Origin of the sequence: Aureliella helgolandensis (assembly GCF_007752135.1) — a bacterium.
Lineage (GTDB): Bacteria > Planctomycetota > Planctomycetia > Pirellulales > Pirellulaceae > Aureliella > Aureliella helgolandensis.
Genome location: NZ_CP036298.1, coordinates 6,751,695 through 6,777,531 on the forward strand (window position 1 = coordinate 6,751,695; position 25,837 = coordinate 6,777,531).

The 25,837-nt window shown below is 55.5% G+C and carries 15 protein-coding genes; 14 read left to right on the plus strand and 1 reads right to left on the minus strand.

The window, feature by feature from the left end; all coding sequences use genetic code 11:
* Window positions 1-449 precede the first annotated feature (449 nt).
* Complete coding sequence (locus tag Q31a_RS23740; protein ID WP_231690914.1) at window positions 450-1,481, minus strand: FemAB family XrtA/PEP-CTERM system-associated protein; 1,032 nt, start codon at window positions 1,479-1,481, stop codon at window positions 450-452.
* A gap of 243 nt (window positions 1,482-1,724) precedes the next feature.
* On the opposite strand from Q31a_RS23740, the gene Q31a_RS23745 reads away from it, so the two are divergent.
* The 14 genes from Q31a_RS23745 (at window position 1,725) to Q31a_RS23810 (ending at window position 25,680) form a co-directional block, all read left to right on the plus strand.
* On the plus strand, window positions 1,725-2,387 hold the full coding sequence (locus tag Q31a_RS23745; RefSeq protein ID WP_145083352.1) for a YdcF family protein: 663 nt from the start codon (window positions 1,725-1,727) through the stop codon (window positions 2,385-2,387).
* A gap of 1,328 nt (window positions 2,388-3,715) precedes the next feature.
* Window positions 3,716-6,769 carry a DUF1592 domain-containing protein gene (locus tag Q31a_RS23750; RefSeq protein ID WP_231690915.1) on the plus strand — a complete coding sequence of 1,018 codons (3,054 nt, stop codon included), beginning with the start codon at window positions 3,716-3,718 and terminating at the stop codon, window positions 6,767-6,769.
* Entirely contained in the window at window positions 6,759-8,108 is a 1,350-nt protein-coding gene (locus Q31a_RS23755) for a DUF1552 domain-containing protein (protein WP_231690916.1), read from the plus strand. The genes Q31a_RS23750 and Q31a_RS23755 overlap by 11 nt, the downstream gene beginning before the upstream one ends.
* A gap of 1,816 nt (window positions 8,109-9,924) precedes the next feature.
* A complete protein-coding gene (locus Q31a_RS23760; protein WP_145083355.1) occupies window positions 9,925-11,025 on the plus strand; it encodes a DUF1559 domain-containing protein in 1,101 nt (366 codons plus the stop codon).
* 154 nt (window positions 11,026-11,179) lie between these two features.
* Window positions 11,180-11,596, plus strand: a complete 417-nt coding sequence (locus tag Q31a_RS23765) for a carboxypeptidase-like regulatory domain-containing protein (RefSeq protein WP_145083358.1) — start codon at window positions 11,180-11,182, stop codon at window positions 11,594-11,596.
* A gap of 325 nt (window positions 11,597-11,921) precedes the next feature.
* On the plus strand, window positions 11,922-13,298 hold the full coding sequence (locus Q31a_RS23770) for an IS4 family transposase (protein ID WP_145072543.1): 1,377 nt from the start codon (window positions 11,922-11,924) through the stop codon (window positions 13,296-13,298).
* Between the two features lie 512 nt (window positions 13,299-13,810).
* Window positions 13,811-14,752, plus strand: coding sequence for a sugar phosphate isomerase/epimerase family protein (locus tag Q31a_RS23775; RefSeq protein ID WP_145083361.1), 942 nt, complete (start codon window positions 13,811-13,813; stop codon window positions 14,750-14,752).
* Between the two features lie 94 nt (window positions 14,753-14,846).
* On the plus strand, window positions 14,847-17,990 hold the full coding sequence (locus Q31a_RS23780) for a PVC-type heme-binding CxxCH protein (protein WP_145083364.1): 3,144 nt from the start codon (window positions 14,847-14,849) through the stop codon (window positions 17,988-17,990).
* A gap of 22 nt (window positions 17,991-18,012) precedes the next feature.
* Window positions 18,013-19,038, plus strand: coding sequence for an SMP-30/gluconolactonase/LRE family protein (locus Q31a_RS23785; protein WP_145083367.1), 1,026 nt, complete (start codon window positions 18,013-18,015; stop codon window positions 19,036-19,038).
* A gap of 406 nt (window positions 19,039-19,444) precedes the next feature.
* A complete protein-coding gene (locus Q31a_RS23790) occupies window positions 19,445-20,893 on the plus strand; it encodes a sulfatase (protein ID WP_145083370.1) in 1,449 nt (482 codons plus the stop codon).
* Window positions 20,894-21,302: 409 nt separating this feature from the next.
* Window positions 21,303-21,635: a HesB/IscA family protein gene (locus tag Q31a_RS23795; RefSeq protein ID WP_145083373.1), complete on the plus strand. Its 333-nt coding sequence runs from the start codon at window positions 21,303-21,305 to the stop codon at window positions 21,633-21,635.
* Between the two features lie 141 nt (window positions 21,636-21,776).
* Window positions 21,777-23,027 carry a precorrin-6y C5,15-methyltransferase (decarboxylating) subunit CbiE gene (cbiE, locus tag Q31a_RS23800; protein ID WP_145083376.1) on the plus strand — a complete coding sequence of 417 codons (1,251 nt, stop codon included), beginning with the start codon at window positions 21,777-21,779 and terminating at the stop codon, window positions 23,025-23,027.
* 566 nt (window positions 23,028-23,593) lie between these two features.
* Entirely contained in the window at window positions 23,594-24,331 is a 738-nt protein-coding gene (locus tag Q31a_RS23805) for a PIG-L family deacetylase (protein ID WP_145083379.1), read from the plus strand.
* An 8-nt stretch (window positions 24,332-24,339) separates the two neighbouring features.
* The gene (locus tag Q31a_RS23810) at window positions 24,340-25,680 is read left to right on the plus strand and encodes a sensor histidine kinase (RefSeq protein ID WP_145083382.1); all 1,341 of its coding nucleotides are present in this window, start codon (window positions 24,340-24,342) and stop codon (window positions 25,678-25,680) included.
* The last annotated feature ends 157 nt before the right edge of the window (window positions 25,681-25,837 follow it).

The window sequence follows — 25,837 nt, forward strand, 5'->3', positions numbered from 1 at the left end:
TTATCACCATGGGCTACGCAGTACCGCATGATAAGGCAGAAGGCGCATCCAGGGATTGAGTGGGAAGCGACCGCGAAATACGCTAAAGGAGAAAGGGATGTGCCAGATAATGGCGGGTCACTTGCTCTGCCGATTTTCGCTTCTTTCGCTTCTTCCGCGGTTGTCTAAAAATCCATGAATCGATGCTCACTGTGAAGTGAGTTGTGGAGAGAGGGAACTGACCGCGAAAGATGCGAAACACACGAAAGGAAGAGGGGACGGGGGCGGCAATGGCGGACCACTTGCGCTGCCGATTTTCGATACTCTCGGTTTTTCGTGGTTTTCAATATGGACTGCGCAGTACACCATGGAAAGGCAGGCGGCGCATCCAGGGATTGAGAGGGAAGTGACCGCGAAATACGCTAAATACGCGAAAGAGAAGGAGGGAAGGGGGCCTGCGTTTTGTAGTGTTAGGGAATGCCACGGACGATGTGGGGGCCGAGCAGACGACTTATCGGAACCGGTAGCTTCTTCCAGAGTTCCACCAACTTCTGCTTGCCGCCAGCATCGGGGCGCATGTCTTCCGGGGAGCCCTTGCGTACATAGTATTGCCAAATGGCTGGATGCGGCTGAGCACCCCACTGGGCTTTGAATTTGTAAGTTCCACTATCTCGGCTGCTGCGTCCAAAATCAAAACACTGGCTACCACGCTCAATAGCGCGGCGCAACAAGTTGCGATACATCCACATGTTCGCGTTAGTGCGATTGAATTTGCGCAAGCAACTAGCACTCGGAACTTCGCTGATTTGATTGAGATGAGTTAGCAGTGCTCCCGCGATGGGACGGCCCTCTTGGCGCACCACACACAACTCAGCCTCTTCGGGAAACGCCTTCAGGATTTCTGCGAACAAGCGACGCGAGTAGACGGGTGTTCCCAAATCGCGCATGTTGATGGAGAAAACATGATAAAAGTCCGCCAATAGGTTCTCACTCCCCCACTCAAGACTCAGGCCAAAATCGCCTGACTTCCTTATCTGACTCCGCAGCTTCGACTTAAATGAGCTATTCAACTCATCATCACTGGCCGGTAGCGGCAGCCGCATATGGACCTTATCGGTCCGCTCCGCGTTCAACTTTGGGTGCTCGACCCTGTGCTCGTGCCGAAGCTCGAGATACCGCGTATTCAGCTCATCGGCCAAACGACATCCGCGATCGATAAGTGCCGAGGCCACTTGTGGGTCGGCTGCCCAAACTCCACCGGTGTTGAGATAGGGCATGCTCGTCAAAAAACGTCCGAACAGTAGACTCTTGACGAATGCCAGTGGCAACAAGCCATCCACTTCGCCCCGATCGCTGCGATGGACGAGCAAATAGGGCCGATGGGAGAGCCCGCGACAAACCGCTTGCAGCCATCCCTGCTGGTGCGAGTTGAGTCGGGGAAATTCGCAGTCAGCGACTTCCATGGCGGGCCACTCATCTCCCGGTAACAATTCAATATCCATACTTTGCTGAATCTATCGCTTGGTGTGCAGTACTGTAAAACAGGTGGCTGTCTTCACGAAATAGACAATTCTTTGACGGCATCCGTAATAATGAGAACTACCATTCTAGTTGGCTTGCGTCGAATAACGCAGGCTGGCAAAACGGTCACTGCGAAAATCGTTGGTAAATTAGTCGCTGGCCAGTAGAACCGGTCATTCCAGCAACTCGGACCTCTCGTTCCTTTAACCGCTAGCCCCATCTCAATGCACTCTCCGCCCTCCTCCAAACCAATCCCACTCCAAACTCCGAGTTGGTCAAGCTACTGGCTAAGAAAGTCCGCCTACTTATTCGCCGCCTGGGTCTGTTTGGTCGGGTTACCATCGTTTCCCATCGTAAGAGCCTGTTTGACGCTCCCCCTGTACTGCCATAATCCAGGAGCACGGGGAGATACGGCCTATGTGATGGCAGATGGATACGCTTACCTCGAACGTTTGCGGGCTGCGGCGGATCTCTATCACATGCATCGCGTCAAAGAGATCTACCTACTCAACGAAACGAGGTCGCACGGTTACAACTTTGTACTCGAACGCTCGCAGTCAACCTCTGAGAGCGCAAGCAACTATCTCAAATACTTGGGCGTACCGCCTGATTCCGTCCACTTGGTCGATGCCGATGCTTCCCCGCTGATGGGTTCCTTGAATGAGGCCCAGGCCTTTGCCGCCAACACACAGGACCTTACCGGGCGAGTCGTTGTCGTCACGTCCGCTCCCCACACGCGTCGAAGCCTACTTTGCTTCCAACGCAGCTTGCCAGCTGAGCGTCCCGTCACCATCTACTCCGCGTCGTTACCGGAGGACAGCGCCGAACTCAACGGACCAATTTGGCAGGAGTATCTCAAGCTCTTGATCTACTATTGCGTTGCCTAGCCGCTCAGAATGGTCTTCCCCCCCCCTCGATGCCCAGACACTAGCCCTCTGCAAAGAAGAATTACAACCGCGAAAGATGCGAAAGACACGAAAGGAAAGAGGGCAGGGCGTTCGAGCAGTAGCTCTCGTCCGTATCCACTTTCGCGTATTTAGCGTCTTTCGCGGTTATCCTCTCCCCCTTTTCTAGATGCAACGATGAGAACAGAACGGAAGTCAGCAAACTCCCACTACTCCCTCCTGGACGAACCGCTCCGAGACTACGGTTTTGCGTCGTTCCCAAGCTAAACAACCGCGCCAGCAAGGCCCAACAACAATCCGCCGTACGGCAAACGGTTCAAATCGCCCTCTCGCAAGCTGAGTCAGGCAAGTGAGATGACCATCCGGCCACCGCTGCAAAATATCCAGGCAGACGTTTGGCAGGAAGATGGAGGCAGGAAGATGGGATGCGCGAGAGGGAGCTAGCACACCCATTCAGGATGTCTTCTCTATTTTTCTTTTCGGTCTCCATTTTTCTGTCTACTCCTGCTCCCTTCGGCCACAAGCAAACCCAAGCAGCCAAGAACTGGCCCAACACGTTAGAAGCAGCGCTACCAACCTTCAACTGCCCAGGAAAAGCCCACGGTTGGACGCGGAGTACCCGACGCTAGCTGCCTGTCGAACCAAGGGCATTTCAGTGTTACTGCGAAGGTAGCACCCTAGATCACTCGGCAGCGGGAATACCCATCCTTGCTTACGCAGCGGGTTACGATTTGGGAGCCTATTCAGTTTTGCTGCGAAGGCTGCTCCACAAGACACTCGGCAGCGCCCCCCCCCTATTTCTTGTTCTCGCAGTGAGCGCGATGGGTGTGCATCCCGTGGCACTCAGGTTGCCCGACTAGGCCTTGCCTGGGCATAGGAACGCCAAGCCGTCAATGCTCCCCAAGGCTCAGTCGCCAGCCATCTGCAGAATAAGAGTTACAACCGCGAAATATGCGAAAAACGCAAAAGCAAGAGAGGACAGGTGGGATGCGGGCGGCAATGCTCGTGGCTGCTGGTTTTCGTGTATTTAGTGTCTTTCGCGGTAACTCTCCCCTGGGCTGCTACGGGTGTCTTGAAGGGGAAGCGATGGAGAGGAGCGGATGGGGCACACAATCACTGAAAAACGGCGTAAATTGGCCGAAGTTTTCCAATGTATTGCCTTGGGTATCCTGAGGGAACATAATGAGAGTCCCTCCTAAGACTTCGGAAAGCGTGAAGTGAGTCAGCAACATGCTTGCGTATGTTAGCATTGGCTAGCTACACGCCAACTGAGGTTGCCCCATCCCTCCCGGAAATTTGGAAACAGAGATTTGTTTCGTAAATTCGTATCCCCTTCGATACTGCTCTCACTGTGGTGGCTGGTGTGTTCAATATTGCCAGCGGCAAGCGTTCAAGCTGAAGAAAAGACGCTGGAAGGGCTGCATCAAGAATTCCAGATGTTCGTCGTTCCGACGCTCCAATCCCATTGTCAAGCTTGCCACAATGCAGACGAAGAGGAGGGGGGCCTCGACCTAACGCGATTTCATGCCCCGCAAGATGTGGAGGCAGAGCACCGCGTGTGGACCACGGTTCTTGAGAGAGTCGAAGCGGGAGAGATGCCGCCAGAGGACGCCACCGAGACGTTGAGCCCAGAGGCTCGAGCAAAGGTCGTCAGTTGGATCGAGGCAATGCTGGATCACGCTGCGGCGGAGAATGCGGGTGATCCCGGTCCAGTCTTCGCACGCCGCCTGAGCAATGCCGAATACGACTACAGCATCCGAGATCTTACGGGCGTGGACATTCGGCCAACTCAGACCTTCCCAGTGGACCCGGCCAACACCGCTGGGTTTGACAACTCCGGCGAGTCCCTGCGGATGTCTCCGGCACTCTTCAAAAAGTATCTTGAAGCAGCCAGGTTGGTCGCAGAGCATCTAGTACTCACTCCCGACGGTATCGACTTTGCCCCGCATCCCGTCGTGACTGACACCGATCGCGATAAGTTTTGTGTGAAGCGGATCGTGGAGTTTTACCAACGGCAGCCCACCGCTTACTCCGACTACTTTCGAGCTGCTTGGCAGCTCCGCCAAGACCATCCCAAGACTCTGCCAGACCAAGCCATCGATGATGTGGCCGACGAGCTGGGCTTGAGTTCCAAGTACCTGACACGCATTTGGCTTGGGCTGACCGATAAAAAAGAGAGAGTCGGTCCCTACTCCGAACTCTTGGTCATGTGGCAGGAACTAGCTAGTGCGACGGATCCCCAAGCGGTCGGTGAGCACTGCCAAGCCATGCAAGACTTTATTTTAAGCACTCGCCCGCATTATGAACCCCATTTCGAAAACCTGGTCGTCAACGGAATTCATGCTGGGGCTCAAGCCTTCGTGCTGTGGAAAAACAAACAATACGCATCGCGCCGGCAAACGGCACATTTCGATGCCAGACCGACACCTGATTCGAGTAAGCAGAAGGATCAAGAAACGGACGCACCCGCTACCGATGCGACAGCGAGCGATGAGGGGGATGCGACAGGAGATGAGTCGGTGCCTGCAGCCCCGGGCACTTCCTCGGTCGATGAACAACAGGCATACATCGAAGATTGCCAAGAATTCTGCGAGCTGTTTCCCGATGCTTTCTACATTTCCGAACGAGGAAGGGACTACCTAGGTACGTCCAAAGAAAAGCAAGAGAAGGGCCGGCTGCTCAACGCCGGATTCCACAGCATGATGGGTTACTTCCGCGACGATCAACCGTTGATGGAATTAATCCTCGACGAGGCAGGGCAGAGAGAACTGAATCAACTTTGGCAACAATTGGACTTCATTGCCAGCGCACCGCAGCGACAGTACCAAGGATTTTTGTGGTTCGAACGGACCGATTCTGGTTACATGCGCGAGGAGGAATTCGATTTTGCGCGTCCCGAGGACCAATCAGCCTTGCAAGCTGACAAGATTCAGCGGCTGTCGGAGGTCTATATTGCCAAGGCGATACGCAATGGTGCGGAAGAGATTCCGCTGCAGGCCATCCAAGAGTATTTCACCGAGATCAATGCACAGATCCGGTGGGTTGAAGAGACGCGAATTCGCTCGGAGGAGACGCAATTATCCGCCTTACTTGATTTGGCCAACCGCGTCTTCCGCCGCCCGCTCAGCGATTCGCAACGCGACGATTGGCAAGCCTTCTATCACGAATTGCGTGAGAAGGACCAACTCACTCACGAAGAAGCCATCCAGGACACTCTGGTTGCGATGCTCGTCTCCCCCTTGTTCAGCTACCGCGTCGACCTACTCAACGATAGCCCTCAAGCACGTCCGCTCAACGATTTCGAACTAGCCAGCCGGCTCAGCTATTTTTTGTGGTCCAGCACACCCGATCAAGAGTTGTTGGATTGTGCAGCGGCGGGACAACTCACCGATCCAACCGTCCTTCTGCAGCAAACTCGCAGAATGTTGCAGGACAACAAGGTGCGAGGTTTAGTCAACGAATTTGGGGGCAATTGGCTCGACATTCGGAGATTTGAGGAGCACAACAGTGTGGATCGAGAGCGTTTCCCGATTTTTGATGATGCGCTCCGCACGGCAATGTTCGAAGAGCCAATGCAGTTCTTTCAAAACTTAATTCAACAAGACAGCTCGATCAACGAATTCCTCAACGCCGACTACACGTTTGTCAACGCACCGCTGGCGGCGCATTACGGCATACCCGAACTCGACTTCAGTCGCGACGAATGGCAAAAGGTACCGGAGGCGCAGCGGTTTGGGCGCGGTGGCTTGTTGCCAATGGCCGTTTTCTTGACCAAAAATTCGCCTGGGCTGCGCACCAGTCCCGTACAACGTGGCTATTGGGTAGTGCGCAGGTTGTTGGGAGAACATATCCCGCCGCCGCCTCCCAACATCCCAGAATTGCCCGACGATGAATCGCAATTGGGCGAGCTGACGCTCCGTGAAACGCTGGCGAAGCATCGAGAGCACGAGAGCTGCGCGAGTTGCCACAATCGCATCGATTCGATTGGGCTGGTCTTTGAGGGATTCGGTCCAATCGGTGAACGCCGCGAGTTGGATTTGGGGGGGCATCCGGTAGACACCTCGGCCAGCTTCCCGGATGGAAGTCAGCGCCAGGGAATTGATGAGTTGCGTGAATACATCCGCGAGCAGCGGCAGGCGGATTTCGTCGACAACTTTTCCCGGAAGCTGCTATCGTATGGACTGGGACGCACGCTGCTGCTGTCAGACGAAAGCTTGCTAGACACCATGCACCATAAACTGTCTGCGGACGACTATCGCTTTTCAGCCTTGATCGAAGCGATTGTCACTAGTCCCCAGTTTCTCAATAAACGAGGTCGCGAGAGCCTCTCTCCCACCGTTGCTAGGAACTCTGATGAACCCTAATTCGAAAACAGCAATTCAACCTACACGCGTTTCTCGACGAACCGTTTTGCGCGGTGCTGGCGTAGCCATGGCACTCCCCTGGTTCGAATCCCTGCCGGTCTGGGGACTAGAGACGAGCAGCGGGGGTTCCGCCCCCACGCTTCCCAAACGGTTTGCGGTCCAGTTCATGGCTTGTGGCGTGAACGCCAATCACTGGTGGGCCAAGGGCTCGGGGAGCGACATGGAGCTGGGCAAAAGCCTGCAGCCCTTAGCACCGCTGCGCGAGAAGTTGAATGTGATATCGGGCTTGTTCAACCGATCCGCGGTGGGAGTCGGCATCCACCCCGGACAAACTGGAAACATCCTGTCTGGCGCATCGCTTCAAAAGGGTGCAGAATTGCGAGGTGGGATCAGCGTCGATCAAGTCCTGGCGAACCACTGGGGCGAACAAACCGCACAACCGAGTTTAGTCCTGGGCTGTGAACAACCGGTGACGGGCTACCATGAGACCAATTTCTCGATGGCCTATAGCTCGCACATCTCCTGGCAAAACTCGACGTCGCCCGTCCCCATGGAAGTCTATCCCGCACTGGCCTTCGACAGTCTCTTTGATAACCGCGGCAATCGCCGCAATCAAAGCGTGCTGGACCGAGTCCAAGAGCACGCGGAGAGCCTAGGACGGAAAGTCAGCTCTGGAGATAAGGCCAAGTTGGATGAGTATCTAACAAGTGTGCGTGAAGTGGAAAAACGCATTGAGCGGATGCGTGGTGAGCAAGACAAAGCGGTCGAGCGGTCGCATCAGCAAGGGGCACCGCTGGTCACCATGGAGAGGCCCGACAATGGATTGCCCGAGGATATTCGTGAGCACATGCAATTGATGTGCGACATCATCGCCTTGGCCTTCCAGACCGACAAGACCCGCGTGGCCTCACTCCTACTATGCCGTGACATTTCCGGCCTGTTCTATCCCTTCCTCGATGTACGTAAAGCGCACCACTCGGCTTCCCACAGCGACCTGAACGATGATTACGAACGCATTACCCGTTACTACGTGAGTCAACTCGCGTACTTGGCTGGTAAGCTCAACGGCATGGCGGAGGGGGAAAGCACCGTTCTGGACAATTCGTGCTTGATGTTCGTGAACAATATGTGGTCGGGGAACAAGCATGATTCCACCAAACTTCCCTTGGTCATGGTCGGCGGATTAGGACAAACCCTCGAAACGGGCCGAGTCCTCGACTACAGTGAGCGAGACGATGACGACCGCAAGCTCTGCGGCTTGTACCTAAGCCTGATGCAACGCATGGGCTTGCCAGATACCAGCTTCGGTGACGCAACATCGCCCTTAGGCGAAATCTAGCCAACTTTCCGCTATGGCGTGCTCCACGGTTTGTTGATTGACAAGCCCGCTGCGTGTTCCTCGGCATGCAAGGCTCCCGATACTCCCTGCTGGCTCGGGCACCAGCCCACCGCAAATAGAGAATTACAACCGCAAGAATTATCACCGCGAAATACACGACATAAGCGAAAAGAAGAAGCGGGCAGGGCGGTTCGTCCGGCTGCTCTCCGCCGCATCCACTTTCGCCTATTTAGCGTTTTTCGCGGTTATCCTCTCCCCCTTTTCTAGATGCAACGATGAGAACAGAACGGAAGTCAGCAAACTCCCACTACTCCCACCTGGACGAACCGCTCCGAGACTACGGTTTTGCGTCGTTCCCAAGCTAAACAGCCGCGTCAGCAAGGCCCAACAACAATCCGCCGTACGGAAAACTGTTCAAGTCGCCCTCTCGCAAGCTGAGTCAGGCTGGGGAGTGGACCATCCGGCCGCCGCTGCAAAATATCCAGGCAGACGTTTTGACAGGAAGATGGAGGCAGGAAGATGGGATGCGCGAGAGGGAGCTAGCATACCCGTTCAGCCAAGAACTGGCCCAACACGTTAGAAGCAGCGCTACCAACCTTCAACTGCCCAGGAAAAGCCGACGGTTGGACGCGGAGTACCCGACGCTAGTTGACTGTCGAACCAAGGGCGTTTCAGTGTTACTGCGAAGGTAGCACCCTAGATCACTCGGCAGCGGGAACACCCATCCTTGCTTACGCAGCGGGTTACGATTTGGGAGCCTATTCAGTTTTGCTGCGAAGGCTGCTCCACAAGACACTCGGCAGCGCCCCCCCTATTCCTTGTTCTCGCAGTGAGCGCGATGGGTGTGCATCCCGTGGCACTCAGGTTGCCCGACTAGGCCTTGCCTGGGCATAGGAACGCCAAGCCGTCAATGCTCCCCAAGGCTCAGTCGCCAGCCATCTGCAGAATAAGAGTGACAACCGCGAAATATGCGAAAGACACGAAAGAAAGAGAGGGCAGGGGCGTTCCTGCGGCAGCTCACGTCCGCATCCACTCTCACGTATTTTGCGTTTTCCGCGGTTACTCGCCCCCCAACGGGCGAGAGAAATTCGCCTCATTTAAGTTACAAAACTCGATTCAAATAGTATGCTTAACCAGTATCAACGTTTAATCGCCGTGTGGCGGGACGTTGGAGCACAGCTATTTTACGATGCCCTTGAGATTTCCAGGTGGATATTTCCAATGTCCGGGGAGATCGGTCGGAGGAGCATTTCGCGATCCACCAACGAAACAATACTTTGATGAAACGGTATTGCCGCTCGTGTTTCCGGATGGAACACCACCGAAAAGTGCGATATTCGACGGCGACCAAGCTTTTGTTCGTGGTGGCGACAGGTGGGCTCTTCCTGGTGTTTCCCCCAACGCGTTGCACCTGCTGTGGATCCATGAAGATTTTAGGTATCACTCGCTGATGCCAAGAGCATCTTCGAATCTCATCACTGCTCGCTCTTCGGGCAACTGCATGCTAGATCACTAGGCAAGGCACTCTATCTCTGGCTTTGACCGGACTGGCTGGCCGGCTTGAATTAATTTTTGTGAATTAATCGATCTTCTGCCATCTTCCCCTCCAGCGAGACATGGTAAGCACAAGCACCACTAACGAGCGAAACCAGCACAATAGGGTGAACAAACGCGCATAACGACTCCCGGGAAGGTCCGTTTATTGCAAGCTGCAGTCGACAGGCCCGACACGGATAGAAATGCGATTCAAATCCGCACCGTGTCGGCAGCCTTAAGAATGGCGTTTCTTTTCTGTTGCTAAATGCGAGTTTGTAAGATGATCCATCTCCACCGTCCCTCCAATTTCCTTCATTTGGGGAGAATTTCAGTACGTCCCCACCATCGTCCAAGTCGTTTTCAGCCTCGCGGATTTACTCTAGTCGAATTGTTGGTGGTGATCGCCATCATTGGCATTCTGGTGGGTTTGCTCCTTCCTGCGGTCCAAGCGGCCCGCGAAGCGGCCCGACGAATTCAATGCACCAACAACCTTAAGCAGCTGGGATTGGCGATCCACAATTACCACGATACGTTTCGCAAGTTTCCTGGCAATGTAGGCACTCCGGAAGGATCTACCCAACGCGGCGCATCCTGGTTGACCATGATTCTGCCCCAGATCGAGCAGAATGCTGCCTACAATCAAATGGTGTGGTCCGACACCGATTTCAATGACCAGGGAGGCGCGACCAATCGCAATTGGAACGTCATGTCGGCGTTGCGTGTGCCGAGCCTGAACTGTCCCTCCAGTCCACTAGAACGGCTGCGTACTCAAACGGCTGCATCCGGGACCGTGGCGTTGGGAGCACCGGAGACTTATCCTATTCAGATTCCTGAATATGTTGCCAATGTGGGCTACTACTTCTCCCCGGGAACCGGTCAAACACCAGGCGCCCGCTCCGACGGTGGCCGCAACGTGTGGACAGGCTATGGTTGGATGCAGGATGCGGGACTTGTCTCGATCTGGAACGAGCGTTTCACCGGCGCGAAATTTGGCAGTGTTACCGATGGCACGAGCAATACGATCGCCATTGGAGAGCACTCCGACTTCATGTACCACGCCGACGGCACCAAGGAAGACGCGCGGCCCGGTCGCGGACCTGGCGGTGCTTGGGCAGCTGGCCCATGCTTCCACAAATGGTTGGGGTGGTCCATGAATGTCACCGTACCCCGTTACCCGATCAACAGTATTTACTCGGGTAACTACACCCAACAATGGAACAGCACGCTTCACAACGGTTACCGTTCCGCGCACACCGGTGGCGCACAATTCTGCATGGGTGACGGATCCGTCCGCTTTGTCTCGGACAGCATTGACTTTGACACCACCTTCATGGCGCTCAGCGGCCGTGACGACGGCTATGTAATTAGCGGTGAATACTAGGATGCAGGATTCCGCTTGATGCCCATGACCGTTTCGCGATGTGTGGCAAGCATTTCACAGCGTGCGCCTCCGCCTGAAGAATTGCGAGGCGCCGCTGCACGGCATCCAAGATGCCCCCCCAACTCATTAAGTTTTTGACACAGGAATTTTAAGTATGAAACGCTTCTTTTCGATCGCTCTGGTGGGTTTGGTAACTTGTCTGCCCGGCTGCGGAAATGATGGTCCCGAACTAGCCTATGTAACGGGCGTGGTAACGTATCAGGGTAAACCCATTGAGGGAGGCAGCCTGGAGTTCGTGCCTCAAGCCGGCGGGCGGCCTTCGATGGCAATTACGAATGCAGATGGCGAATACTCCGTGCTGTATTTGAAAGGAAAGCCAGGGGCCTTGCTGGGCAAGCATAAGATCCGTTTTCAAATGAGTAACTCGCCAGGAGTGGTTGCAGAGGAGGATCAATTCAAGCCGCCAGCAGCTCGAAAGCAAGTTCCTAAGAATGTGGCTTTAATGCCCAATGAAGTAGAGGTTGCCAGCGGCGAGAATGCCATTGATTTCGAGCTGGCCAAGGCGAAATAAGCACTTTGCTTGGCAGGCTCACGTTTTGGCGAGGCAGCAACCTACGCGTTCAAACCGCAACATTTCGGCTGCGGTTACGCGAGTCCCTAGTGCATCGTCAATGCTAAGAATTAGGGTGTAGCGAACGTTCGGAAAAAGGTGTCCGACACCAAAAGTGCAAAACACCCGAAGGGCCGTTCCGGATTTTGGTGTCGGACACGAATGGCACTTAATCGGCCTAAGGTACTGGTGCTTCTAGAGTTAAGTTCGATTGACAGCAGGGGGCTTCACTTGCGATGAGTTTGGGTAATCTTACCTCCCGAACACACCAAGCAAGGAAGCCCCCGTGTGCCATCATCCGTTCGATTCGTTCCGCTGTCGAGTCCAACATGCGCGCCAACACGGCGATCTTTACTTCGCCGCCTTGATCTCCAAAGAGACTATCGCGTCAGTCTTTGGCAATGCAAGTGCCATTCTCGATTCGGCCAGAGTTTACAACACATCGGTCACGCTGTGGGTCTTCCTCTCGCAAGTCATGAGCATCCACCACGGCTGCGTCTCTGCGGTCGCCAAGCTGATCACCCATCGAGTCGCCAACAACCAAACTGCTTGCTCTGCCGAAACCGGTGCTTACTGCATTGCTCGAGACAAAATCGACGAGCAATCCATGCAACGTCTTGTGACGGCCAGCGGACTTGCGATTGAAGACAGCAGTCCCGACCATTGGCGATGGCTGGGGCACCGCGTGATCACCGCCGATGGTGCCACCGTCACGATGGCAGACACGTCGGAGAATCAAGCCGCCTACCCGCAACTTAGTAGTCAAGCACCCGGTTGTGGATTTCCGATCTTGCGAGTCGTTGTACTGTTCGCGTTGTCGACTGGCGTTGTGCTCGACATGGCGATGGGCCGATACAAAGGTAAGTTCACTCACGAAGTAAGTTTGTTTCGTCAGATCGACGCAATCATCGAAGAAACCGATGTTTTCCTAGCTGATCGCGCCTATGCGGGTTGGTTCGAGATGGCGAGGATGATTCAACGTGGTGCACACGTCGTTGTTCGCAAACACCAGTTGCGCAAGTCAGATTTTCGGACTGGAATTCGTTACGGCAAAGACGATCACTCCATCCAAATCGACAAGCCAGCTCGTCCCGACTGGATGAGCATTGAAGAGTACGAGACGTACCCGGACTTCATCACCATTCGCGAGATCCGTATCCGAGTTGAGAACAACGGATTTCGCACTCGCGAGATTATCGTTCACACATCGCTGTCGGACGATACGGAGTACACGAGGGAGGACATCGCGGCCCTGTTCCGTAGAAGGTGGCAAGCAGAACTTCATTTACGGAGCTTGAAAACGGTCATGCAGATGGAACACTTGCGCTGTAAAAAGCCGCATCGAGTGCGGAACGAAATTCGGACGCACATGTTGGCTTACAATTTGATTCGCGGGGTGATGTCTGAAGCGGCCGTCGAAGGCGACGTTCAACCTTGGCATATCAGTTTCAAGTCAACACTGACAACGGTGACGGATATGCTTCCGGTTCTAGGCCTAATCAGCAACGCCGATGAATTATGCACGGTGTTGTACCGCTGCTGCTTGCAACACGCAGTTGGCAATCGACCGGACCGCTACGAGCCCAGGGTGCTCAAGCGAAGACCGAAGAAATACAAGCTGATGCAAAAGCCAAGAAGCGAATACAAACCCGGGGAGGCATAGGACTTACGCCGATTAAGTGCCATTCGTGTCCGACACCAAAAGTGCAAAACACCCGAAGGGCCGTTCCGGATTTTGGTGTCGGACACCTTTTTCCGGGCAATCCGAATTTCCGGGCAACCCGAAAATTAAGCTTTGACAATGCACTAGAACCAGCCCGCATGGAATGCAACCGCGGGCTGGGCAGGTAGCTGGCGGCACTCTCTACTCCGGAGTCCTCTTGCCCCTCCAGCGGGCTAGAGTTTTTCGCAGTGAGAGCAACGAGCAGTGAGACCAGCAATACGTCTGTGGCGGGTCACAGGGACGTGCCGCTGCAAGGCAATCCCATATCGACCGCGTAGCCCCAATGCGTGTAAGTGGGAGGCGGCGCTGAAGGGCTCCTAGGCTACCTGGAAACGGCAACAAAAATTCTGTCATAATGGGACGCTGCACATCGCACCTGACGATTCGCACCCGAGTGGGTGCGAGTCGCTAATGCGGTTCCTCAGTCCCCTTAGCTAGATACCTTGTTCGCCATGCACGCTCCACATCTTCGACGCCGAGACTTCTCCGCCCTTTCTGCCGCTGCGCTGGCATCCTCTGTCCTCGCCGCCCCTCAAGGGGTTCATGCCGCGGAGGACACGCCCTTCGCTCCCAAGTACCTGCTAGCATCGTGCATGTATGGCTATCAATACTTGGGAGAAATCCTGCCCGAAGTCCGCAAGACCGGTGCAACCGCACTCGACATTTGGCCCAAGGCACATGGCAATCAGCGCGAGCAGCTAGACGATCTTGGCGAAGAAAAATTTGCGGAGATGCTCGCACGACACAGCATTACACTTGGTTGCATCACCCAATACAAACTCGGCCCCTTTGGTCTTCGCGATGAGATGCGGTTGGCCCACAGACTGGGATGCCAGACGATCGTGACCGGTGGACATGGTCCGGTTGGACTAACCGGCTCCGAGCTCAAGCTGGCGGTCGCCAAGTTCATTGAGCAACTGCGTCCTCACTTGGAGGTCGCCGAAGAAACGGGCGTGACGCTAGCCATTGAAAATCATGGCAACAATTTGATCGATTCGCCTGATTCGTTGAAATGGTTGGCTGAGTTAACTCCTAGCAAACACCTAGGCATCGCCTTGGCTCCCTACCATCTGCCGCAGGATCCGGAGTTGCTGGCAGGCGTGATTCGGGACTTGGGACCAGCCCTTAAGGTCTTCTATGCTTGGGAGCATGGGCAGGGTTGCATGACACGACTCCCCAAGGAGCAGGAGTTAATGCAGTTGCCTGGCCGCGGCCCACTCGACTTCGGCCCACTTTTAGCTGCCTTGGTCGAGATCCAATATGCGGGGTGGACCGAGATCTTTATGCATCCCGTTCCACGCGGCATTCCCATTTTGGAGACGGCCGCTGAAGTGACAGAGGAGATCAATCGCTCGCGAACCTATCTGGAATCTCTGGTCCTCAGCCAGGATTAACTGCGATCTAGCAACAAGGGAGGTGCGCGTCGGGTTAGAATAGTTGGGAAAGATCGACACCTCCCGCCGCCTCACCTCCAATTCTCAAGTCGCTATGTCCCGCCCAATCTCCTGCCGCCCCCTACCATCTCCCGTCTCTCAGCTTGTTTCGGTAGCATTCTGCTGCCTAACCATCTTCGTGGGCTCGAGCCTCAGGGCCCGAGCCCAGGAGCCAGCACCTCCCCTGGAGCAGGCGGGGAATGAAAAAGTCGCCGAGATCATGAGGACGTTTCCGCCTCGAGGCGTGCAGTCCGATGGTTCGCAGCCCACGCCCCCGCTGGAAGCACTCAAGTCGTTTGCCATGCGGGACGGCTTGAGTATCGATCTTGTCGCCAGCGAGCCGGAATTGTCTCAGCCGCTGTTCTTGAGTTGGGATTCCCGAGGACGCATGTGGGTAGCGCAATATCGACAATACCAGTATCCAGCGGGCCTTAAGGTCGTGCGATTTGATCACCATCTGCGAGCGGTGTTCGACAAAGTTCCAGAAGCTCCTCCCAACCATGTTCCTGGTGAAGACCGAATCACGGTGTTCGAGGACACCAACGGAGATGGGAAGTACGATACTCATCGCGATGTGATTACGGGACTCAATATCGCCACGTCGGTAGCGCCTGGACGGGGTGGCATCTGGGTCTTAAATCCTCCCTACTTACTGTTCTATCCCGATGCGGATGGAGACGATGTTCCCGATCGCGATCCGGAGGTTCACCTAGCGGGATTCGGATTGCAAGATACCCACTCCGTAGCGAACAGCCTCATGTGGGGCCCGGACGGATGGCTCTATGGCGCCAACGGCAGCACCTCCGGTGGAACCGTAAGTTCCGAGGTAACGCCAGGAATCTCATTCCAAGGGCAATGCATCTGGCGCTATCACCCCAGCACCAAAGTTTTTGAGATCTATGCAGAGGGTGGTGGCAATACATTTAGTTTAGAGATTGATGCGGCCGGAAGGGTGTTCTCCGGAACCAACGGCGGCAACACGCGGGGCTGGTACTACCCTCAGGGAAGTTACTCCCACAAAAACTGGGGCAAGCACGGTCCGTTGACCAATCCCTACGCATTCGGTTTCTTCAATCCCATGAAATTCGAAGGAGATGGACGTCGATTCCCCCAAGCCTTTTTGATTTACGAGGGAGGCCTCCTTCCACCGGAATACAACGGATCGATCATTGCTCCCAACGCTATGCTCAACCTAGTTTGGCACAGCAGCCTGCGGCCAGACGGATCGTCCTACCAAACCAACGACGAAACCAATCTACTGGAAAGCAGCGATCGCTGGTTCCGTCCCGTGTACAGCGGCGTAGGCCCCGACGGCGCCGTTTATATTGCCGACTGGTATGACACACGCCTGAGCCACGTTAGCCCAACCGATGATTGGCACAAGGAAAGTGGTCGAGTCTATCGTGTTCATCCGACCGACTCGAGTCCTAGTTACGACCTGGGCGACCTCCATCTACTTTCTGCGCAGAAGCTCAGCCAGCTCTTCTCTCATCCCAACAAATGGGTGCGTCAGCGTGCGGTGCTAGAGCTGAGCTGGCGTTACGAGGAGGCTGCGAACCTGAGTGAGAAACAAGTCACCGAGAGAGTGGAATTGCAGCGTGAACTCCTGCAACGCATCAAATCAGATTCACCGGGAGCTCTAGAATCGCTGTGGGTTCTCAATGCCATGGGAGAACTCACCCCGCAGCGAGCGGCAAACTTTCTCCAGCATTCCAATGCCAATTTGCGGCGATGGGTCGTTCGCTTGTTGGGAGATCGTCATGCAGGAATCCCTGAGTTGATCGAACTGGCTGCCCAAGAGTCTGACGTTCAAGTCCGTAGCCAACTCGCCGCTACAGCCAAGCGTGTGGAGGCGAACTTGGGTTTATCCATCGTACGAAACCTGCTGAAATACACCGAAGATCAATCCGATCCCCACCAGCCGCTGATGCTGTGGTGGGCCATTGAAGCGCATGCGGCCCAGACGCAGGCAATCCAGCAATTCGCCTCCGATCCCGCCCTGTGGGAGTTGCCGTTGATGCAATCAACCGTCGCGGAACGCCTGATGCAGCGCTACGCAGCCTCCGGAACTCCTGCCGATTTGGAGCAATGCGTTCAACTACTGAAACTTGCACCCAACGGTGCATCGCGGGAATTGCTTGTGGAAGGGCTGAACCAAGCTTTCCAGGGCCGCACCTTACCTCCCTTACCTGATGAGATTGACCGGGCACTTGAGGCATACCATGCGGCTCGCGGCGAAGCTGGCATTGTGCTGGCAGTGAAGCAGGGCAATCAATCGCAATACGACGACGCGGTCGCCAAACTGGTAGATCGCCAAGTTGATTTAGGGTTGCGGATTGAAATCGCGTCTGCCTTTGGCATTTCCCCCTATCCCAAAGCAATGAATGTCTTGCTAAGCCTGGCGACAGGCGGTGCTGCCGATACGCCCGCGCTGCAACGAGTGGCCATTCAATCGTTGAGTCTCTATGACGATCCGAAGATTCCACAAGCGATTGCCCGGGCCTTTGATTCTCAGATTTCCGGCGAGCATAATTTGCGAGCCAGCGGTTGCCGCACGTTAGCCACGCGAGCGAGTTGGGCGTTAGTGTTGTTGAATGAGATCAACCATTGGCGACTGAAGAAACAGGACATCCCAGCGGATGTGGTGCAACGACTGCGCACTTTCTCGGACCCCAAGGTGGTCGAGGCCGTAGAACAGGCCTTTGGAAAGCCAGCCGAGATATCGTCTCCCGCGCAAGTGGCTGAAATCCAACGTTTGACTTCCTTGCTAAAACAAAGCAAGGGAAATCCAGACGCAGGCGCCGCCGTCTTTACCACTCGCTGTGCAACGTGCCATCAGCTGTTTGGCAAGGGAGTGGCGATTGGTCCGCCGCTGGACAATTACGACCGAGGCAATCTTCAATTTTGGCTTCCAGCGATCATCGCTCCGAGTATCGAGATTCGCGAGGGGTACGTCTCGTACAAGATTCTGACCGATGACGGACGACTTTTGACCGGCATGATTGCCGCCCAGGATCTCAACTCAGTTACACTAGCGACCGCCGACAATCAGCGGATCATTATCGAGCGCAAGAATATCGAAGAGCTGCAAGCTATCGAGACCTCACTCATGCCCGCGGATGTCTTGAAAGAGCTGAATGACACACAGATCATTGACCTATTCGCCTATTTAACTCGTGGCGCGCGAATCGCGCCCTAACTTCAACCTGAAGAAGCATCCCATGAAAGCCTACCATCCTTGGCGTCTGCCTAACCTCATCCTGGTCCTCTCCTCACTTCTCTTTGTACAGGACTCCGTCGTGGCGCAACAGTACTTGGGGACGGTCGAACGACTATCACCGGAACTCGATTCCTTGCTGGAGCAAGACGCCAAGATGGAGATTCTTGGCAGCGGATTTACCTGGACCGAGGGCCCGGTATGGATGGGCGGAGCCGAGGGACACCTACTCTTCTCGGACATCCCCAGGAACAGCATCTTTCAATGGTCGCAAGATTCGGGCATCCGCCTATTCATGTCTCCATCGGGTTATACCGGGGTCACCTATTACGGGCTGGAACCCGGAAGCAATGGCCTGCTCAAGGACTTGCAGGGACGGCTGGTAATGTGCGAGCATGGCGATCGACGCATCAGTGTTTTGACAGAGCAGGGGGGGAAGCGGACGCTCACCGATAACTATCAGGGCAAACGCTTCAACAGCCCGAATGATGCGATCCTCAAACGCAACGGCGACCTTTACTTTACCGATCCTCCGTACGGCCTACCGGAAAGGTTTACCGACCCACATCGCGAGATCGATTTCTGTGGTGTGTACCGACTCAGTCCGGATGGTACCGTCACGCTGCTCACCAAGGAGATAGAGCGTCCCAATGGACTCGCCTTCTCTCCCGACGAAAGCACGCTGTATGTGGCGCAGTCGCATCCCGAACATGCAACTTGGACCTCCTTTCCAGTGCAAGCCGATGGGACGCTCGGCAAGGGCCATGAGTTTTACGACGCAACCCACCGCGTTGGAGCGGAGCTTGGTTTACCTGACGGCATGACGGTCGATGGAGCCGGTAACCTGTGGGCTAGTGGACCTGGCGGAATTTACATCTTCTCGTCCGAAGCGAAACTGCTCGGGCGCCTACTCACCGGATTGGCCACTAGCAATTGCACGTTCGGCCCTGAGGGCTGGCTGTACGTTACGGCCGACAGCCATGTTGTCCGCATTAAAACCAAGGCGGTAATGCTACCGGCCACTCCCTAGCAATCCTTCGCCGCAAACAAGTAGGGCATCCTGCAACGGACCTATTACTTCGCGCCCCTATCGCTACCGTGCGGTGTGTAATCATGCACTTTTGACACGAAGAGGTAGGTAGCAGCGAGCGTGGCGGAAAGAGGTCCTGCCCTCAAATCGGGAACGGCCTGCCGGCCGTCTAGGGAGGGAGAATATACTAACATCTCGCTTTCGGGGATTCAGCATCGCAGACAAGCCATCGAATTGCGGAATGGGTTAGCGGATAGGTCCCACGCGGAACGACTTCGTGGAATTGCCGCCCTCAATTCCACCGCGGTGGCACGCATGAAGACAGTCGCCACAGAGGGAGTCGACTAGGTAGCCGGAACTACCATTTGCAGCAATCTAAAAAACTCTACCGAAAAGGCCCTATCCGATGACGCTTGCAATCCGGTCAGCGATGCTTCTACTCCTCCTATGTTCGGTTTGCCGATTGCACGCTGCATCACCGGAGCATCCCAACGTGTTGTTCATTGCGGTCGACGACTTGCGTCCGCAACTGGCATGCTATGGCAAGCCGGAGATGCACTCTCCCAACATCGACCGCCTGGCAGCAAGTGGTGTCCTGTTTGAACGCGCGTATTGCATGGTACCGACCTGCGGCGCCTCACGAGCTGCATTGATGACGAGCCAGCGTCCCAATCGCACTCAGTTCGTCAACCATCTAACGTGGGCAGAACGCGAAGTCCCCGATGCGTTGCCACTCCATACTCACTTCAAGCAAAATGGCTACGAAACCATTAGCCTTGGAAAAATATTCCATCATCCAACCGACCATGCCGATGGCTGGTCCGAGCCCGCATGGCGTTCTCCCAAGCGGGGTTACCAGGATCGCGCCAGCGAACGCCAAGCGGTGCAGCAGAACAAACAGCAATGGCCTGGAAAGTCCAATCATCGAGGGCCAGCGTTCGAGGCCTTTGACGGTCCCGAAGAGAACTACCCCGATGCGGACTGCGCCAGCCGGGCTATTGAGTACTTGGAGAAGTATGCCGAACACCCTGAGCAACCGTTTTTCCTAGCGGTCGGTTTCCTTAAGCCGCACCTACCCTTCAATGCGCCCCAGAAGTATTGGGACCTCTACGATCACGACTCAATTGACCTTCCCCCGAACTACTTCCCGCCCCAAGGGGCACCACAGGGAGCGGTCCACAACTCGGGTGAACTACGCGCCTACGCCGGGATCCAGCCCCGCGGGCCGGTCGAGCGTGAAACCGCGCGCAACCTGATCCATGGGTACTACGCTTGCGTTAGTTTTGCCGATGCTCAAATTGGTCGAGTGGTCGATTCTCTGGCGCGTCTCAAACTCGCTGACCATACCATCGTCGTGTTGTGGGGCGACCACGGTTGGCAGCTTGGCGAGCACGGGATGTGGAACAAGCACTCCTGTTTTGAAACGTCGATGCAGGCTCCATTACTGATCAGCGCACCTGGCGATACTCTTGTGCAGCCCCAAACGCGAGTCCAGTCGATGGCGGAATTCATTGACGTCTACCCAACCCTGTGCGATTTGGCGGCGATCCCGCATCCACCTGGCCTTGAGGGCACCAGCCTTTTGCCTGTAATGCGTGATCCAAGCTTACCGGGTAAACAATTTGCCGTCGGTCGATTCGGGGCAGGGGATACAATCCGTTCGGACAAGTGGCGGTACAGCGAATACACCTCCCCTCGCGGGGACTCAACCGGCGTCATGCTCTACGATCAAGTGGCCGATGCAGAGGAAAATAGCAACGTGGCAGCTGTGCAAATGGATGAAGTCCACCAACTGTCTCAGCAACTCCGTCAGCGCATGGGAAAATCTCCCAAGAGAAGCGATCCCCCCCAATAGTCGCATCCCGGAATCGCTCGGCAGCAGCCAGCACTTGGGGCTTGTGCTCCGGCTGCTGAAATAGCCCTCCCGGCGTGATCAAGGAAAGGCAGACGCCCCTACAGGGTAGTTAGTGGCACCTCCCACCCGCGTTAACACCCAAACATCCGCCAATCAACGAGCCGTCGCGCGGCGGTCGCGATCGTGACGAGTCGCCTAGCGTTCTGGAGTCCTGGCTCGAGAAATTGATTGCTACAACTGCGAATTCTGGCAAGAAATCGCCCTAAAAGTACAGTCCAGCAATCGCGACTTGCCTCCGCGTGGGGTTTTGCCGTATAAAGTAGAGATATCCGTGACGCGCGCTAGCTGCTTAATACGCCTCAGTGCGAATTGAAATGCTTTAACCAATACACTTGAGAGGGCTCTTTCGATGGCCGTTTTACTTTCCGAGAATGCTGCTAACCAAGTCAAAAAGTTCCGCGAAGAAAACCAATTTGGCGATGAGATGTTCCTGCGAATTGGCGTAGCCGGTGGCGGTTGCAGTGGTTTCAACTACACACTGTCCTTCGATGACAAGTTCGATGAAGCAGCCGACAGCCGCTACGAACACCATGGCGTTGCTGTCGTTGTCGACAAGAAGAGCTCCCTATACCTCGACGGAACCACGGTCGACTGGTACCACAGCCTCGAGAAGCAAGGCTTTACCTTCGACAATCCCAACGCAGTCAAGTCTTGCGGTTGTGGCAGCTCCTTCTCGGCCTAGTTTCTGCATTATTGCGGGAGCGACTAAACTCTAAGAATCATTATCAACGGCAGCGGCCTTCCGCTGCCGTTTTTTTGTAGAATCCAGCAATCCATCGGACAATTCGACTCGCCATCGGCGAACGATCCTAGGGGAGACACCTTGAGCGACAAAATTACCATCATTGGAATTGGCGACGACGGCGTCGATGGCTTGACGCGTCAGGCGCACGATACGATCTCTCAGGCCCAGTTGCTGCTCGGCCCATCCAATTTGCTGGCCAAATTCGAGCACACCGGACAATCCCAGTTGCCTCTGTCTGCGGACCTGGAAGAGATGGCCGCCACAATCTCTGCCGCGACTGAAACCCCGATTGTCATCCTGACCAGTGGCGATCCGTTGTTTTATGGAACGGCTCGCTTTCTGTGTGAGAAGCTTGGCAAAGACCGCTTTGAGGTATTGCCGCACGTCAGCAGTATGCAATTGGCGTTCGCGAGAGTGAAAGAGAGCTGGGACGAAGCTTACCTCACTAACCTGGCGACCCAATCGCTCCCCCGTGTTGTCCAACGCATTCGCTCGGCGGAAAAAGTCGGCTTGTTTACGACCGAACAAACACCTCCAGCGAAACTTGCACAGTCCTTGCTGGATCAGGGGATCGATTACTTCACGGCCTATATCTGCGAGAACCTAGGGTCTCCCGACGAACGCGTGACGCGAGGCTTGTTGCCCGAAATCGCACAACAGAGCTTTGGCGGCCTAAATGTGATGGTGTTGGTGCGACACCCGGATGTACCCGATCGCCCCTCTGGTTTGAAAGGCAAGCGATTGTTTGGCAACCATGACGAATGCTTCCTGCAAAGCCGGCCCAAACGTGGCTTGCTCACGCGGAGCGAAGTCCGTGTGATTGCACTTTCGGAACTCAACCTATGCTCCCAGAGTGTCGTTTGGGACATTGGTGCCGGGAGCGGATCGGTGGCGATTGAAGCCGCCCAACTGGCTCCCGAGGGCAGCGTCTATGCCATCGAAATGGATCCGGAAGATTACAACTTACTGATTGAAAACTCAAAGACCTTTGGCACCGACAACTTGACTCCAATCCTAGGGGAAGCCCCGGATGCCTGGCGAGATTTACCGTCTCCGGACGCCGTGTTTGTCGGTGGCACGGGGCGGGCCGTCGTGGGCCTTATCGAAGCGGTCTGGCCACGCCTCCGCAGTGGTGGACGTCTAGTGATCAACGTTGCCAGTCTCGATAATTTGACTGCCATTGAAGCCGCCCTGAAGGCATTGAACGGCGAACCGCAAATCATGATGGTCAACATCTCGCGGAGCCAACAACAAATGGACCATATCCGCCTGGAGTCGTCGAATCCATCCTTTTTGGTAACTGCAGTTAAGGCGAATACCGACCATTAGCGAACAATGCCAGTTAGGTTGTGCTAGTAGCGGGTCGAAATAGTGACCTGCCGCGTGAGCAAGGATGGGTGGTTGCTCCTACAACATGGTTCCAAGTACGACCTTCCCAGTAAAACCAACAGCGTTCTTCCATCAACAATCCGTCAAATATCAAGCTATGAGAAAGCCTCGCAGCTAGCAGCGGGTTGAGTTAAGCGTGTTCAGCTCTAACGTCAAAGTAGCGTCCCCAATCATCCTGCTGCGAAAGTCAACCTTCCTTGCTCACGCAGCGGGTTACGATGAAGATACGCTGCTGGCAGCGGGTTGAGTTAAGAGTGTTCAGCTTTAACGCCGAGGTAGCATCCCCAACTATCCTGCAGCGAAAGTCAACCTCCCTTGCTCACGCAGCGGGTTACGATGAAGATACGCAGCTAGCAGCGGGTCGAGTTGAGAGCGTTTAGCTTTGACGCCGAGGTAGCATCCCCAACTATCCTGCAGCGGTAGTCAACCTTCCTTGCTCACGCAGCGGGTTACGATGAAGACACGCTGCTAGCCCACTTCATAGAACTAACGACCGGAAGCAATCCATGAACGAGAATGATGAGTTGCAACTCGATGTTATTGCTGTCGGAGCTCATCCGGATGATATCGAGATCGCGTGCGGCGGCACACTGGCAAAACTTGCGACCCAAGGCTATCGGGTGGGCATCATCGATTTGACCAACGGAGAACCGACACCTCGCTGCGATGATCCGGCCATCCGCCTGGCCGAGGCCGATGCGGCGGCGAAGACGTTGGGAATTGCAATGCGCAAGGTGTTGACCTTGCCCAATCGCCGCTTATTCGACAGCTTCGAGGCGCGCGTTGCGTTGGCCACGGAGTTTCGGAGGTACCGCCCGCAGATTGTCATCGGCTTCGGCAACAAGACCCCCATGGCCTCCCCAGATCATTACCAGGCGATGCTCATCACCGATGCGGCGATCTTCTACTCGCGGCTGACTAAATGGGACGAACATTTCGCAGGCTTGCCCGTTCATATCATTCCTGTCCACCTAAATTTCCACTTAGGGCTGGAGCCCACTCAGGTAGCTGAGCACGGTAGTCATATTACGGTCGACATTTCCGAACAATTGGAAACTAAGATTGCGTCGGTGCTGTGTTACCAGACGCAGTTCCCGCCGGAAAAACATCGCACGCTCGACCGAGTCCGCCACATCGCGGGTCATGCTGGGGCCGCGGCTGGCTTTGAAGCCGGGGAAGTCTTCGCAACAACTCGCGCACTGGGTTGCCAAGATTTGGTCAAAACCGTGCTACCTACTGCATAGGATTCACCATGGGCCTGTCGCCTCTGATTCGACCTCACGTCCATGCGCACCCAACGCTGGATACCGCCATTTGGTACCTCCATCTGCGTTGGGTGGCTGTAGCCGGCCAACTTCTGACCATGCTGGCCGTAGCCTGGGGATTGAAGATCCAGCTCCCCAATTGGGAATTGCTGGGTCTGATCGGAATCACGGCGATCTCCAACGTGGCCTATGCCTTCTGGTTATCCCACCTGCATCGCGGGGGCCTCGAATACGGAGAACGCCTCCCGACCGATCAAGTCGTATCGAGTCTGATGTTGGTAGACATCCTGGTCTTGTCGGGGATGCTCTACCATTCCGCCGGCTTAGCCAACCCCTTCGCCTTGTTCTATTTCGTCAACGTCGCAGTCGCCGGGGCCATACTCACCCCGGCCTGGGCCTGGGGGATTTGGGGAGCAACCGTGGCTTGCGTCACGCTGCTTCTCATTCACACCCTGCCCCTCGCTGAACTCTCCAATGTCAACCAACTAGCGGCCTCCGACCCTACGGCCCCTATCTGGACGATTCCCAAGCTCGGTTTCCTCGTCTCCTTTGCAACCTGCTCCGGTGTCATTACCTATTTCATTACCATCCTGACCGGTGAGCTGCGGCAGCGAGAGCAAGCCTTGCAAGAGGCCGAAGGTGCTCGCGTGCGCAATCGCCAGCTGGAGGCTCTCGCCACCCTGGCAGCTGGTGCAGGCCATGAGCTGGCGAATCCACTGAGTACCATCGCAGTGGTGGCCAAAGAGCTGAGTCGCGCACTGGAAAAACAGAACGCGCCGGAAGCGGTCTTGACCGATGTAGCCCTCATCCGCTCGGAACTCGATCGTTGCCGCCAAATCTTGGACCGCATGACCAGTACTGCAGGCGAAGCGGCCGGAGAGCAACTGCAATCTGTAACCATCGACACCTTTCTCTGCGAAACGACCGTTGGCTTGCGCGAGCCGGGCCGAGTCCAAATCAAGATCGATGAACAGGTAAAGACGCTCACCAACCTGCTTCCGGTCCAGGCAGCCGCTCAGGCGGTGCGAAATGTCATCCAAAACGCACTCGACGCCAGTCAACCGGGAGCCGAGGTGGCTGTTTCGGCGACCCGACATCAGTCCCACTGGAAGATCCTCGTCGTAGACCGCGGAGACGGCATGCCCGCAGATGTCATGGCCCGAATTGGAGAGCCGTTCTTCACCACAAAGGAACCAGGGCGGGGAATGGGACTTGGGCTCTATTTGACCCAGAATGTCTTACGACGGCTCAATGGCTCGCTGGACTTTGAGAGCAAACCTGGACACGGAACCACCGCCACCGTTATTTTGCCGACCCAACGAAATTAGAGGGGGTGTGCCGGCGAAACTGACGCTCTGTCGAGTTTAGAATTTCCGGTCGCCTGTCCGAGTGGCTCGGCCCACGCTCCAGGGACCACGCTCCAGGGGCCACGCTCCAGGGGCCACGCCTTAGCAACTTGCGTGCTAACGGCTTGTTGATGTATGA